Origin of the sequence: Candidatus Thioglobus autotrophicus (assembly GCF_001293165.1) — a bacterium.
Taxonomy (GTDB): domain Bacteria; phylum Pseudomonadota; class Gammaproteobacteria; order PS1; family Pseudothioglobaceae; genus Thioglobus_A; species Thioglobus_A autotrophicus.
Window position 1 is genome coordinate 1207637 of the sequence record NZ_CP010552.1, and the last position, 14287, is coordinate 1221923.

17 protein-coding genes and 1 riboswitch are annotated in these 14287 nt (G+C 40.5%); of the genes, 11 read left to right on the forward strand and 6 right to left on the reverse strand.

The window, feature by feature from the left end:
- Positions 1-10 precede the first annotated feature (10 nt).
- A riboswitch (S-adenosyl-L-homocysteine riboswitch) is annotated at positions 11-87 on the reverse strand.
- Positions 88-114: 27 nt separating this feature from the next.
- The 4 genes from metK to SP60_RS06550 form a co-directional block, all read right to left on the reverse strand.
- Complete coding sequence (gene metK / locus SP60_RS06535) at positions 115-1254, reverse strand: methionine adenosyltransferase (protein WP_053951857.1); 1140 nt, start codon at positions 1252-1254, stop codon at positions 115-117.
- Positions 1255-1408: 154 nt separating this feature from the next.
- Positions 1409-2074: a heme exporter protein CcmB gene (ccmB, locus tag SP60_RS06540; RefSeq protein WP_053951858.1), complete on the reverse strand. Its 666-nt coding sequence runs from the start codon at positions 2072-2074 to the stop codon at positions 1409-1411.
- Positions 2071-2673, reverse strand: a complete 603-nt coding sequence (gene ccmA / locus SP60_RS06545; RefSeq protein ID WP_053951859.1) for a cytochrome c biogenesis heme-transporting ATPase CcmA — start codon at positions 2671-2673, stop codon at positions 2071-2073. Before ccmA ends, ccmB begins: the two co-directional genes overlap by 4 nt.
- 6 nt (positions 2674-2679) lie before the next feature.
- Positions 2680-3402, reverse strand: coding sequence for an outer membrane protein assembly factor BamE (locus tag SP60_RS06550; RefSeq protein ID WP_082319656.1), 723 nt, complete (start codon positions 3400-3402; stop codon positions 2680-2682).
- A 63-nt stretch (positions 3403-3465) separates the two neighbouring features.
- On the opposite strand from SP60_RS06550, the gene fur reads away from it, so the two are divergent.
- On the forward strand, positions 3466-3873 hold the full coding sequence (gene fur / locus SP60_RS06555; RefSeq protein WP_053951860.1) for a ferric iron uptake transcriptional regulator: 408 nt from the start codon (positions 3466-3468) through the stop codon (positions 3871-3873).
- A 15-nt stretch (positions 3874-3888) separates the two neighbouring features.
- On the forward strand, positions 3889-4677 hold the full coding sequence (locus SP60_RS06560; RefSeq protein ID WP_053951861.1) for a metal ABC transporter permease: 789 nt from the start codon (positions 3889-3891) through the stop codon (positions 4675-4677).
- Here SP60_RS06560 and prfA read toward each other — a convergent pair.
- Together prfA and hemA are read right to left on the reverse strand one after the other, a co-directional pair.
- Positions 4669-5760, reverse strand: a complete 1092-nt coding sequence (prfA, locus tag SP60_RS06565) for a peptide chain release factor 1 (protein ID WP_053951862.1) — start codon at positions 5758-5760, stop codon at positions 4669-4671. The two genes, SP60_RS06560 and prfA, sit on opposite strands and share 9 nt — an antisense overlap.
- Positions 5760-7010 (reverse strand): glutamyl-tRNA reductase, encoded by a 1251-nt coding sequence (gene hemA, locus SP60_RS06570; RefSeq protein ID WP_053951863.1) that lies wholly within the window; start codon positions 7008-7010, stop codon positions 5760-5762. Before hemA ends, prfA begins: the two co-directional genes overlap by 1 nt.
- A 97-nt stretch (positions 7011-7107) precedes the next feature.
- Here hemA and SP60_RS06575 point away from each other — a divergent pair, with 97 nt between their 5' ends.
- From SP60_RS06575 to glyS, 9 genes are read left to right on the forward strand one after another with little or no spacing between them, the layout of a single operon-like run.
- Positions 7108-7617: a lipoprotein insertase outer membrane protein LolB gene (locus SP60_RS06575; protein ID WP_053951864.1), complete on the forward strand. Its 510-nt coding sequence runs from the start codon at positions 7108-7110 to the stop codon at positions 7615-7617.
- Between the two features lie 22 nt (positions 7618-7639).
- Positions 7640-8668, forward strand: coding sequence for a Holliday junction branch migration DNA helicase RuvB (gene ruvB, locus SP60_RS06580; protein WP_053951865.1), 1029 nt, complete (start codon positions 7640-7642; stop codon positions 8666-8668).
- Complete coding sequence (gene ybgC, locus SP60_RS06585; RefSeq protein ID WP_053951866.1) at positions 8661-9062, forward strand: tol-pal system-associated acyl-CoA thioesterase; 402 nt, start codon at positions 8661-8663, stop codon at positions 9060-9062. Before ruvB ends, ybgC begins: the two co-directional genes overlap by 8 nt.
- Complete coding sequence (gene tolQ / locus SP60_RS06590) at positions 9052-9720, forward strand: protein TolQ (protein ID WP_053951867.1); 669 nt, start codon at positions 9052-9054, stop codon at positions 9718-9720. Before ybgC ends, tolQ begins: the two co-directional genes overlap by 11 nt.
- Positions 9721-9729: 9 nt before the next feature.
- Entirely contained in the window at positions 9730-10182 is a 453-nt protein-coding gene (tolR, locus tag SP60_RS06595; RefSeq protein WP_053951868.1) for a protein TolR, read from the forward strand.
- Positions 10182-11111, forward strand: a complete 930-nt coding sequence (locus tag SP60_RS06600) for a TonB C-terminal domain-containing protein (RefSeq protein WP_053951869.1) — start codon at positions 10182-10184, stop codon at positions 11109-11111. Before tolR ends, SP60_RS06600 begins: the two co-directional genes overlap by 1 nt.
- Complete coding sequence (locus SP60_RS06605; RefSeq protein WP_053951870.1) at positions 11111-11527, forward strand: antitoxin Xre/MbcA/ParS toxin-binding domain-containing protein; 417 nt, start codon at positions 11111-11113, stop codon at positions 11525-11527. Before SP60_RS06600 ends, SP60_RS06605 begins: the two co-directional genes overlap by 1 nt.
- Positions 11488-12237, forward strand: coding sequence for a septum site-determining protein MinC (minC, locus tag SP60_RS06610; protein ID WP_082319657.1), 750 nt, complete (start codon positions 11488-11490; stop codon positions 12235-12237). Before SP60_RS06605 ends, minC begins: the two co-directional genes overlap by 40 nt.
- An 8-nt stretch (positions 12238-12245) precedes the next feature.
- Positions 12246-14285 carry a glycine--tRNA ligase subunit beta gene (glyS, locus tag SP60_RS06615; RefSeq protein WP_233487250.1) on the forward strand — a complete coding sequence of 680 codons (2040 nt, stop codon included), beginning with the start codon at positions 12246-12248 and terminating at the stop codon, positions 14283-14285.
- Positions 14286-14287 lie beyond the last annotated feature (2 nt).

Genomic DNA, 14287 nt, shown 5'->3' on the forward strand with positions numbered 1-14287 from the left:
AAGAAACTTAAAAAAATGAGCGTCGTTCTAGTGATTCTGATTGCCAAGCCTGATTGAAAAAAATTCAACGCAACGCTCCTTGGCGGTTTGGTTATTATACCAAATTTGATTAATTTAGTTTGTTTTCAACAAGTGAGTGCGATCGGTTTTTTCCCAGGTAATGTCATCTTCTGTACGACCAAAATGACCATAACTTGCTGTTTTTTGGTAGATTGGACGCTTAAGATCAAGCATAGCGATTAGACCTTTTGGACGTAAGTCAAAATGCTCGCGTACGAGTGCCTCGATGGCGTCGTTAGAAATTTTGCCTGTGCCAAAAGTTTCAACACTGATAGAGGTTGGCTCAGCCACGCCAATAGCGTAAGAGACTTGCACCTCGCACCTATTAGCCAAGCCAGCTGCCACAATATTTTTAGCCACGTAGCGCGTTGCATAAGCCGCAGAACGATCGACTTTTGAAGGGTCTTTGCCTGAGAATGCGCCGCCGCCATGACGTGCCATGCCGCCATAAGTGTCAACGATGATTTTACGACCAGTAAGGCCTGCGTCACCAACTGGCCCTCCAATTACAAAATTACCCGTTGGGTTGATGTGAAATTTGGTCGAATCCGTTAGCCATTTACTCGGTAGAACAGGCTTAATAACTTCTTCTAAAACTGCTTCACGCAAATCGTCCAAAGAAATATCTGCATCGTGTTGAGTAGAAAGTACCACAGCGTCAATACCAACAATTTTATGATCTTTATAAATACAAGATACTTGTGATTTTGCATCAGGGCGCAACCAAGGTAGTGTGCCATTTTTCATGAGTTCGGCTTGTTTGGCCACTAAACGGTGTGCGTATAGAATTGGTGCAGGCATAAGCACGTCAGTGGCATTACAAGCGTAACCAAACATAAGACCTTGGTCGCCCGCACCTTGTTCGTGATCTGATGACTCATCAACGCCCATGGCAATATCTTGAGATTGCTCTCCTAATAGGTTTGTAAGGTCGCAAGTGTGGCCATTGAAGCCGTATTCTTCTTTATCGTAGCCAATGCCAATAATGGTGTCGCGTACGATTTTTTCATAATTAATGGTTGCACCTGTCGTGATTTCACCCGCTAAGACAACATGATTGTCTTTGACGAGGGTTTCAACCGCAACGCGTGAATTTTTGTCTTGCGCTAGTGCAGCGTCTAAAATAGCATCAGAAATTTGATCGCAAACTTTATCGGGATGTCCTGCCGAAACAGATTCAGAAGTAAATATCATTTTGTTCTCCATATGAACATTAAAAAACCCTTGTCAAGAAGGGTTTTCAATGAAGAATAACGCCTGCTTTAGCTTGATTTAACTACTCTGGGTAGTGACGCTAGCAATCGGGACAAATCAGCGTGTATGAAAATATTATAACAAATAAAAAGGTTTATTCCAAACTTATTTTTAAGGCGATGGCGCTCACAAAGGGCGCACTCATTAAACTGAGTACTAGAAATAGGGCTAGGAAATACAGCTGACTGCTAATATCTAGACCAAATTGCGCTTGGGAAACGGCGCTTGAGGCAAAGATTAAAATAGGAATATAAAGTGGCAAAATAAGTAAAGATAATAGCATGCCAGAGTTTTTAATACCGACAATCAAAGAAGCGCCAATACTGCCGATTAAACTCAAACTTGGGGTGGCGAGTAATAAAGTGATCATTAATACCTTAATACCTTCATCATCGAGAAATAAAAATACTCCTAATAAAGGTGATAATAAAATAATAGGAATGCCGGTTAATAACCAATGGGCGGTAATTTTTGACAGGATGAGTAGTGGCAGGGAGTGATGCGAAGTCACCATCTGCTCCAAGACGCCATTTTCAAAATCGTGATGAAATAGCGCGTTAAGCGACAACAGTACAGCCAGCATGCTAGCCACCCAAATAATGCCAGCCGCAATTTGAGATAAAGTCTCGGCTTCTGGGCTAATAGCGAGCGGGAAGAGTGAGACAGAAATTATAAAAAATAACAAAGGATTAAGAACACTAGAGGGGTTTCTAAGAGCTATGCGCAGGTCTCGGCTTAATGTTTGCAGGTAAATATTCATAGCGCAATCGTGCGTTGGTTGGGTAGTGCAGAGTCTTGGTGCGTGGTAAATAGGCACATCCCGCCATCGGCACAATGTTGAGAAATTCTATTTTCAACAATTTTAACGCCTTTGGGATCAAGCGCAGTAAAGGGTTCATCTAGTAGCCATACTTTGGCTTTTGAGATGAATAAACTGGCCAAAATAACACGTCGTTTTTGACCAGCTGAAAGGTTGGCACAAGCCTCGTCTGCATAGCCTTTTAGGCCAATATCTTCTAATGCTTGGATAAGAACTTCACGTGCAACCGGCTGATTTAGAGCGCTTAAAAATTCAAGATTTTCAAGACTACTGAGTTCAGCACTGAGTGCTGCTTGATGGCCTAGATAAAACACCTCTTGTTGATATTCGTCACTTTTAACAAAGTGCTGATCGAGTTTAATATCACCTTGCTCTTGAATATTAACCCCTGCTAAAATTTTTAAGAGTGAGGTTTTTCCACTACCATTTGTGCCAGTAATTCTAAGCACTTCTTGGGCATGCACCTGAAAAGAAAGGTTTTGAAAAAGCTGACTATAGCCTCTTTGACACTCAAGATTGTTAATAATAAGAGATGACACAATTAATCAATCCATCCAGAATTTGTACCAAGGCGCTGGTACTGGTGCTTGTGGTTTTTTATTGATAGTTTTTGGTTTGATGTGTTTTACTGGCGCTATTTCAGAAGTTTTGCTCGGCTGTGAGCTGACCACTTCCTTAGCTTTAATTGGCTGCTTGGCTTGTGCTAGTTCAGTCTTTTTTTTTAATGCCTCAGCCTCTGATTTTTCTGCCGCAATGCGCTGAGCCTCTACTTCTGCCTTTTCTTTGGCGAGCTCCTGTGCTTTGATTTTGGCTTGTTTAGCGGCTTCAATTGCTACTTTTGCTTCAGTAAGGCGCTTTTCTTCAAGTGCTTTTTCTTTGTCGGTCAGCTCAGGTAGGCTGGCAATTTCTGTTGTATCAATAAGGGTTAATTTATTTTGCTCAAACTTTAAAACCAAGCGATAGTGAATATCACCCTGTTCATGACGAGTTGAGTGGTTGACATAGTTCCATTGGTTATTATGAAAAGGGTCGATAACGCTTGGTGAGCCGATTAAATCTTGCACCTGTGCGGTTGACATGCCAACTTTAAGCTGGTTAATTTTAAATCTTGTTAGTACCGATCCTTGCTGAACATCATCTTTATAAAGCGTAGGTAGTGATAGATCAGGCAAGATGTTAGGCATGTCAGGTAGTGTCGGCATAGAAGGGGTGCAAGCAGACAGAAATGGTAATGAGAACGAGAATGCAATTAAAGTTAGTTTGTTCATTTGTAATTAATTGATTAAAATGATTAAGAAATATTTTTCTGATTTTACCTCAAGGATTCGAATATGGACGCCCAAGATTTAAAAACTGCAGGTCTTAAAGTTACACTGCCAAGACTTAAAATTTTAGAAATTTTAGAAAAAAGCGATAACCATCACATGAGTGCTGAAGATATCTACCGTTCTCTAGTGATGCAAGGTGAAGAGGTCGGGGTGGCAACTATTTATCGAGTGCTCACTCAATTTGAAGAGGTGGGCATGATTAACAAGCATAATTTTGATAATGGCCAGAGTGTTTATGAGCTGTCTAATGCTGAGCATCATGACCATTTATTGTGTGTTAAATGTGGCAAGATTGATGAGTTTAATGACGCAGTAATTGAGCAGCATCAACATGATATTGCTACTAAATATGGCTATCAGCTAACCGATCATTGTTTGTACTTGTACGGTCTGTGCAAAAACTGTCAATAATAGGCTAATCTAATTTTGGAAGATTTTATTCTAAGAGCACTTATAGCGGCGCTCGGTATTTCTATTATCGCAGGCTCGCTCGGCTGTTTTGTGATCTGGAAGCGTATGAGTTACTTCTCTGAGTCTATCTCGCACTCTGCCTTGCTTGGTGTATCGCTTGGCTTGGCTAGTGGCTTGGGTATGCACGTAGGATTGATAGTGGTGGGTACTATTTTTGCAGGATTGATTGTTATACTGCAACAAAAGAATTTTTTGTCTAATGATGCTATTTTAGGGATATTTTCACACCTCGCACTATCACTCGGTATTGTTATTTTGAGTATTGTTGGTGGAGAAAACACAGATTATTTTGCCTTGTTATTTGGTGATGTCTTGTCGATTAGTACTCAAGATATTATTTGGATCTATGTAGTTTTAGGGATTGTGGTTGGCTTGTTGGTCGCTTTTTGGCAAAAATTATTACTGTTAACACTCAATGAAGAGTTAGCGGTTTCTCAAGGGTTGAATCGAACTTTTTATCAATTATTGTTTATGTTGATGATTGCTTTAACGGTGTCAATTTCTGTGCAAATTGTTGGCGTTTTACTCATTACTTCTTTGCTAATCATTCCGCCTGCAGTTGCCAGAGTATTTGCACGCTCTCCACTGGCCATGGTTTTTCAATCGATTGTTGTCTCTATGGTGGCTGTGTTGATGGGATTGAGCGCTTCTACATTTTACGATTTGGCCACAGGCCCAACAATTGTGATTGCGCTAGGCGTGTTGTTTATCCTATCGCAATTATTTACTAGAAGGCTAGGCTAGCGCGTCGTTCAAATCTGTTAATTGGTTAGTTTGTTGCTCAACAATGAGTGGCTCAATAATAGACTCTAAATCCCCTTCCATGATTTCTGCTAATTTATATAGCGTTAAGTTAATTCTATGGTCAGTGATACGCCCTTGAGGGTAGTTGTAGGTACGAATTCTTTGTGAGCGATCACCACTACCAACCAACTCTTTGCGCGCAGAGGCTTGTTCTTTTTGTTGAACTTGCTGCTGGGCATCTAAAATTCTGGATGCTAGGACTGACATTGCTTGCGCTTTATTTTTGTGTTGCGAGCGTCCATCTTGGCATTCCACTACTGTTCCAGTTGGAATGTGGGTAACGCGCACAGCTGAATCGGTTTTGTTAACGTGCTGACCGCCTGCGCCACTCGCTCTAAAAGTATCAACACGTACATCACCCATGTTGATATCAATATCTTCAATATTTTCCACTTCCGGCATAATGGCCACAGTACAAGCAGAAGTATGCACACGACCTTGGCTTTCAGTTTCTGGCACGCGTTGAACACGATGCGCACCTGACTCAAATTTAAGTTTGGAATAAACATCAACACCACTAATGCGAGCAATAATTTCTTTATAGCCGCCATGATCACCAACATTGGCACTTAAAGTCTCTATTTGCCATTTTTGTTTTTCACAGTAGCGCGTGTACATTCTAAATAGATCTCCTGAAAAAATGGAAGCCTCATCGCCGCCCGTGCCTGCACGAACCTCTAGAATAATATTACGAGAGTCGTTAGGATCTTTAGGCAGTAAGGATTTTTTTAGCTCGAGATCTAGGCGCTCTAAATTATCTTTAGCACCACTAATCTCTTCTTTAGCCATAGCCTTAATATCTGCATCTTCCTCTTCCAGCATTATCTTAGCATCTTCAAGGTTTTGCTCGGTTGATAGGTATTCTTGATACTGATCATTAACAGGGGTTAGCTGTGAGTGCTCAATAGACAGGTCTCTAAATTTTTTGGCGTCGCTGGCAACAGTTGGGTCGCTTAACATAGCGCCTACTTCTTCTAGGCGCATAGACATTTGTTCTAACTTAGCAAGAATAGATTCATTCATTATTTTTTAAGATTGGGTATGCAACCTTCGCATTGAGATAAAGCTTCGTGCGGAGTTTGCTTGATATTTTTAAAGGTAGTATGGAGTATTTTGTTAGCCAATTGGTCAGCTAATTTTTTAATAATTTGTTCGCTATCGCCACCATTATTTAGACGTTTTAAGGCATCTACGAGTGCCTCGTCTTTAATTTGATTAACGCTGTTGCGATAAGTTTGTACTAATTGTTCATTAGGTAGGACCGATAGCCATTTGTTAAAAACTTGCGTTTGCTTGATGATAATCTCTTGTGCCAAGACCTTTTCTTTTTCACGCGAATCGATATTGTCGTTTACCACTTGTTCAAGGTCGTCAATGGTGTAGAGATAGACATCATCTAATTGACCCACTTCAGGCTCAATATCCCTTGGAATGGCAATATCAAGCATAAACATAGGCTTGTGTTTGCGAAGTTTTAGAGCGCTTTCAATCAGACCTTTGCCAATCACTGGCACTGAAGCGGCTGTTGATGAAATAATAATATCAGCTTGATGAATAACCGTAGAAAACTGCTTTAAGCTGATGGATTGTGCATTGTAAAGTGCGGCAATTTTTTGGGCATTTTCAAGAGTTCTATTAGCCACAATCATATTTTTAACACCTTTTTGACTTAGGTGTTGTGCGCAGAGTTCGATCATCTCTCCTGCGCCGATTAATAAAACGGTTTGTTCGGATAAATCAGTAAAAATCTTTTCGCTAAGTTTGACAGCGCAATAGGCAATAGAAACAGGGGATGAGCCAATCTGTGTATCCGTACGTACTTTTTTTGCGGTTGAAAAAGCATGTTGAAATAGTTTTTCTAGCTTTTTATCCAGTGTCTTTGCTTGTTTGGCTGCGTGATAAGCATCTTTAAGCTGGCCTAAGATTTGCGGCTCTCCCAATACCAAAGAGTCGAGCCCGCAAGCAACATTACAAATATGCTCTAAAGCAGCGTCATCTTCAAAATATACCAAATAATCATCAATTTCTTCTCTAGAGATTTGGTGTGTGTCGGCTAAATATTGGCTTAAAATTTCTTGTGGATTGTCAGCATTAACGATCGCATAAATTTCCGAACGATTACAGGTGGATAAAATAACACCCGCCTCAACGCCTGCAAGAGCATTTAATGTTTGCAATTCACGATTTAAATGGTTGGGCGCAAAAGCCACGCGCTCACGCACCGAAACAGGTGCTTGTGCATGGTTAACACTTAAAATAGCAATGCGTGACATAAACCTAAATAACAAACTCAATAAGCGCTTAATTATACAGCAAACGCATTTTTTTAGGCGTTCGCTATTACAACTCCAATGTTAGAATAGCCACCTTATGAAAGCACTCTTTATCGTCCTTATATTTTTGTTCTTGCAGGGCTGTGAAACGCTTAATATTCGGGATCAGCCTGCTACTTCAGGATCTATTCCTGAATCGTGGTCTGCTAAAGGTAGAGCGGGTGTTAGCGTTGACGATAGTTATCAAAGTGTTGGTTTTGATGTTGAGTTTGTAGACCAAGAGTTTGAGCTAGTATTGGTCGGCGCACTAGGATTGGGCAAGGTGAATATTCGCTCAACAGTACAAGGTCTATGGGTAAATCATCAGCGCACATCACTCAGTCTGCAGCAATGGATGGAGCAAGAGTTGGGCTGGCATCTACCACTGAGTAGTTTGGCCAATATTGTCTTTGAGCATCAGCTTAATGCGAGTCATGAATGGCAGGTTAAGATTAGTAGATTTATGCCATATCAGGAAGTAAATGTAGCCAAATTGGTTAAATTACAGCATCAACATAAGCCAATCAAAATCAAACTATTGTTCCAAGAAGTTAATCAGTTAAAATAACTTAAAAAATGATTAAATTAGCATGATAGAAGAAGACTCTTTAGTAGGCGGCGAAGACCAAGGCGGCGAAGATATTATTATTGCCTCAGTGCGCCCAGATAGCTTGTCAGAGTATATTGGCCAGGATGATGTTAAATCGCAAATGTCCCTGTTTATCAAGGCCGCCAAAAAACGCCAAGATGCACTCGATCACTGCCTAATTTACGGCCCACCTGGGCTAGGAAAGACAACTTTAGCCAATGTCATTGCCAACCAAATGGGTGCAGGGATGAAGCAAACTTCTGGACCAGTTTTAGAGCGTTCGGGTGATTTAGCCGCTATTTTGACAAAATTAGAGCCTTATGACGTCTTGTTTATTGATGAGATTCACCGTCTAAATCCTGTGGTTGAAGAGATTTTATACCCAGCCTTAGAGGATTTTAAATTAGATATTATGGTGGGCGAAGGTGTGGCTGCACACTCTGTGCAATTAGATCTGCCACCCTTTACCTTAATTGGTGCAACCACACGCGCTGGCATGCTTACTTCTCCGCTACGCGATCGTTTTGGGATTGTCCAGCGTTTAGAATTTTATAACAATCGCGATTTGCAAATTATTGTAGAGCGCTCCGCTAAGATTTTAAATATTGAAATTGAGTCAAGTGGTGCATATGAAATTGCCAAACGTTCGCGTGGCACGCCAAGAATTGCTAATCGACTATTACGCCGAGTGCGTGATTTTGCAGATGTTAAAACCAACGGTATTATTCATCAAGCGATTGCCAACGAAGCGTTAAGTGCGCTTAAAGTAGACGAAGCAGGGCTAGAACAGCTAGATCGTGATTACTTATCTATTATGACTAATAAATTCGCAGGTGGTCCGGTTGGACTAGATACATTAGCCACTGCCATTGGTGAAGAGCGTGGCACTTTAGAAGATATGGTTGAGCCTTATTTAATTCAGCAAGGCTTTATTCAGCGCACTCCCAGGGGGCGTAGCGCTACCAATTTAACCTATAAACATCTAGGCTTGGCCCAGCCTTCAAATCGCCAAGATTTGTTTAATGAGTAATTTAGAAGTTAGGGTTTATTACGAAGATACTGACAGTGGCGGTGTGGTTTATTATGCTAATTACCTGAAGTTTATTGAGCGTGGACGCAGTGAATTTTTGCGTGAAATGGGTTTTGAGCAAGATCAGCTGATTAAGCATCAAGGCGTTGTTTTTGCGGTTAAATCATTGCAGGCTGAGTATCTTCTGCCAGCTAGATTTAATGATTTGCTAAGGGTCCACACTGAGGTGAAAAAATCGCGTCGTGCAAGCTTGATTTTTTCACAGAAAATAAGGGATCTTAAGCAAAATAAGGTATTATTTGAGGCACAAGTTACCGTTGCTTGTTTGGACGTGCAAAATTTTAAACCGCGCGCCATTCCAAGCGACATTCTGGAGAAAATAAATGGACAGTAGTTTATCAATTTTTAGCTTAATTATTAGCGCAGGTTTTGTGGTGCAGGTAGTGATGTTTGTTTTGGTATTAATGAGTATTTATTCTTGGACTGTTATTATGTCTAAGAAGAAAACTCTAATGGACGCCAACAAAGACATTAAGCGTTTTCATAATAATTTTTTAGCTGATACAAATTTGTCAATTTTGCATGGACAGATTCCCGCTCAAGTTTCTAATCGTACCCCGATGGAGCATATTTTTGGTGCGGGTTATGGTGAATTTACTCATACCACCTCTGCTTCTAACCAGGCGCTAGTGATGAATTCAGAGCGTGCTTATCGCTCTATGAATACTGCCGTTAATAATGAGGTTGACCGCTTAGATCATGGCTTGAGCGTGTTGGCCATGATTGCTTCATCAAGCCCTTATATTGGTTTATTTGGTACAGTTTGGGGCATTATGCATTCCTTCATTGGTCTGGCATCTGTTAAGCAAGCAACCATCGCTATTGTTGCACCTGGTATTGCTGAAGCATTAATTGCCACAGCATTTGGCTTATTTGCCGCAATCCCGGCAACCATTGCCTACAATCGATTAATTACCCAAGTGGGTGAGATTCAAAACAAATATACATCGTTTGTTGAAGAATTGTTTGTTACCTTCCAAAGGCAAAAATAGCTTTTAGTTATGATGGAGCTACCTCAACGCCACAGACCAAGTGTTGATGCACATATCAATATTGTGCCGTATATTGATGTTATGTTAGTGCTGTTAGTCATTTTTATGATGACAACCCCTATTATTGAGCAAGGTATTGAGGTTGATTTGCCAACAGCTGATGCCAAAATGGTAGATTTTACTGAGCAACAGCCTACCATTGTCACCATTAATAAAGAAGGTGAGTATTTTATTAATTCACTGAATGAAGATGATTCAGATGTTGCCCAAGGTGAAAAACTACCACTCGGTATTATTGCAGGTCGTGTGAGTGCGCGCCTAGAGATTTATCCAACCATGAAAGTTTTTGTCAGGGGTGATGCCAGTGTGGCGTATGGATCGGTCGTGTCTCTTATGTCTTTCTTGCAAAAAAATGGTGTTAATAAGGTTGGCATTGTGACTGAATCGGGCGATGGTCAATAATGAAAACTGAGCTAATTAAAAACATTAAGCTGCCCAAAATTGCCAACAAGCATCCTGTGGCATTTTGGAGTGCAATCGCGCTACATGTGATATTGGTTATTGGCTTGGTGTTTTCGAGTGTTCAGCGTTGGGAGATTCCTAAAACAGCGCCAAAATCCTCAGCCCATTCAGTGCCTAAAGCAGTCACTGTTGACTTGAGCGAAATTAAAAAAGAAAAGCAGCGCTTAATTACTATTAAGCAAAAGCGTGAAAAACGCTTAGCAGACCTTAAGCGTGCTGAAAAACGTGTCGAAAATGAGCGTTATAAAGAACAGCAACGCTTGAAAAAATTAAAAGCAAAAACCAAAAAAGAGCAACAAGCTAAAGCCAAAGCTGAAAAAAGTAGAAAAGCTGCTGAAAAGAAAAACAAGCAAGCGTTAAAGAAAAAGAAATTAGCAGAGAAAAAAGCACTTGAAGCTGAAAAACGCAAAAAGATAGCGGAAAGTAAAGCAAAGACAGCTGAACAAGAAAAGCAAAAAATTGAAAAATTAAGAGCTGTAGAGGCTAATAAGTTTGAAAAAGAACAAGATACTCGCTCTCTAAAGAAAGAGATTCAAGCGGAAGAGGATCAAGAAAGAGAGATTGCTCAAGAAGATATCTTAAGCGAATTAAAGGCAAATTATGTCAATCAAATTGCTGCAAGAGTTAAAGAAAAATGGCGCTATCAAGGCGCACAAGATGATTGGGGTTGTGATGTTTACATATTGCAAGATTTAAACGGCAATGTACAAAGTGTTAATTTGCAATCTTGCAATGTTAGCAATAGCGCCAAAGCAAAAGTATTTAAAGATGCTATTGAGAGGGCAGTTTACAAGGCTTCGCCACTGCCACATGCGCCTGATAAAAGTGTATTTGATCGCGAAGTGTTATTCCATTTTAGGGTGAATTGATGCATAAAAATACCGCCTCAGAGCAAGACATCGTTAATTTCAATGATGATGAAAAAAACCAGTTAACTTTCCAGCTTTCACAAATTTTAGAAAATTGGAAATTAGAAGATAGCGATCAATTGATTATTTTGGGTCTTGAGGATATCATCAAGCCTAGGCATTTGTATTTATATCGCCGTGGCGACAAAGCGTTTGAATTTAATGACAATATGGTGAAGCGTAGTAGAATGATTCTAGGCATTCACGAGTCATTGGGAACCACCTTTCCTACCAATAAAGAATATGCCAGTGTCTGGCTCAAGCGTAGTGTGAAAAAGTTCAAACACAAAACCCCATTAGAGTTGATGTTAAGTGGCGATGGTGGGATGAACCGAGTATGGCATTTCTTAGATTGCACGCAAGGGTGGCGCAGTTGAATCAGATTGAAGTTATTACTCAAACAGAGGCACTCTACACGTTAAGGGTTTTAACAAATAACACCGACGCTTTGGTGGACGAAATTACCACGCTTGCCAGTAGCAATAAATCGCAATTTCAGCACGCCCCGGTGATCTTGGAAATTGAACATAAAAACTTTCAAGCCAATGAACTAGCGGTTTTAATTGAAATTTTGGCGCAAAATGAAATGGTGGCAGTGGGTATTCGTTCACGTAAACAAGAGTTAATTGATTTTGCAAAGTTCTCTGGTTTGGCTGTATTTGGAAAATCATTATCGCCAAGTAGCAAATCAAAAATTAAAACTCAAGCGCCACAACAACCAACACCAAGCGCACCAAATCCACATCAAGACAAGATCTACCAAGCACCAAAAATTATTACCAATAAAGTTTATTCGTTTCAGCAGGTGATCGCTGAAGATAGAGACTTGGTGCTATTGGCCAAGGTTAAAGCGGGCGCTGATGTTATGTCATTTGGCTCTATTTCTGCTTATAAAGAGGTTCAGGGCAGTTTATTCGCTGGCATTCAAGGCGATGATAAAGCAACTATTTTTGTACAATCGTTTAATGCAGAATTAGTTTCCATTGCGGGTGTTTATAAGAAGTTTGATGTAGTGCCAACTAAGTTATACGCTCGCTCAGTGATGATTGATTTGTCCAATGGCCAGCTTCGATTCCAAATTATTTAAAATTTATTATGATGAATACACAAGATTTTTTACTCGAATTAGGCACGGAAGAGTTACCACCTAAACTATTACCAAAACTCTCACAAGCATTGACAGCTAATTTAGTTAAAGAATTGTCTGAATTAAAGCTTAGTCATGCCAAAGTTGAGTCGTTTGCTACTCCGCGTCGCTTAGCGGTTTTGGTACGTGATTTACAATGCCAACAAGAGGATCAAATAATTGAGCGCAAAGGGCCTTCGGTTTCTGCACCAGAGCAAGCAGTTGAAGGTTTTGCAAAGTCTTGTGGGGTGTTATCGTCTGAGCTTGATAAAAAACCATTTGGAAAATCAGATTATTATTTCTTTAGTAAAGAACAAAAAGGCTTGGAAGCTAAAGACTTATTGGCGCAAGTAGTTGACACTGCTATTAAAAATATTCCAATTGCCAAGCCTATGCGCTGGGGGAGTTCTGAGCAGCAATTTGTACGCCCAACGCATTGGCTGGTGATGCTATTAGGTGCTGAGGTTATTCAAACGCAGGTGATGGGTTTGAATGCAGGTAATGTCACACACGGTTTACGCTTTACAGGTCCAAAAACGATTGAGATTGACCAAGCTAAAAACTATCGTACTATTATGCAACAGCAAGCACAAATCGAAGTTGATTTTGATACGCGAAAAGAGATGATTCGACAGCAGGTTATCCAAGTGGCCACTGAGAATAAAGCAACAGCAGTGATCGATGAGTCGCTATTGAGTGAGGTTTGTGCCTTGGTTGAGTATCCTCGTGCATTCTCTGGCGGGTTTAGCGAGTCATTTTTAGCGGTGCCTGAAGAGGCGCTTATTTCTGCTATGAAATCTCATCAAAAATATTTTCATATGCTAGACAAGCATAACAAATTATTACCAAGTTTTATCTCGGTGGCTAATATTGAATCAAGTGATCTTGCTGTTATTGTTAGCGGTAACGAGCGAGTTATTCGACCAAGATTAGCGGATTCAGAGTTTTTTTGGGAGCAAGACAAATCTCAAACACTACACTCGCGCTTAGAAAAGCTAGATCGTGTGTTGTTTATGAAATCACTAGGTTCTATGGGCGATAAGGCTAAGCGTATTGAGATTTTATCAGGCGATATTGCTAAAATGATTGGCATTGATGAAGCGGACGCTAAGCGCGCTGGATTACTCTGTAAAACAGATTTGGTGTCAGAAATGGTGGGTGAATTCGCCGATCTTCAAGGGGTGATGGGCGGTTATTACGCTCAGAACGATCAGGAGAGTTCTGCTGTTTCAATAGCGATTAGTGAGCACTACCATCCACGATTTTCTGGTGACACGCTACCTTCAACCGAGACAGGCTTGGCGGTTGCTATTGCAGATAAGCTTGATACGATTACCGGTATTTACGGTATTGGACAAGGGCCAACAGGATCTAAAGATCCTTATGCATTACGTAGAATGGCATTAGGCTTGTTAAGAATTATGGTGGAGAGTAAGCTTGAGCTAAACCTTAAGGCTTTAATCGCCAGTTCTTTATCCGCTCACTCTGCCGATGTAGATAGGCAATGTGCACCTGCTATTTACACATTTATGATGGATCGCCTGCGTGCTTATTACAAAGAAAAACAAGTGAGTGGTAAGGCGTTTGAGGCGGTGTTAGCAGTGGCGCCAGAATCTCCATACGACTTTCATCTACGGGTTGAGGCCTTAAACATCTTTACTCAAGATCAGGCTGCTGAGAGTTTAATTGAGGCCAATAAGCGTATTGCTAATATGCTCAAAGATCAAAAGAATTTATCCATTGAGGTGGACGCCTCTGTATTGGTTGAAAAAGCAGAAAAAACTTTATTTGCTCAGACGCAAGCGGTAGCTGAAAAATTGTCTAACTCTACAGATTATGCATCCAGTATGAGTGAGTTGATTTCTCTTAAAGTGAGTATTGACCAGTTCTTTGACCAAGTGATGGTTAATAGTGATGTGGCTGAACTAAAGCAGGCTCGTCTTAATTTAATCTATTGGGTTAGATCGCTGTTTTTGTCGGTTGCTGATGTATCACACTTAAGTGCTTAATA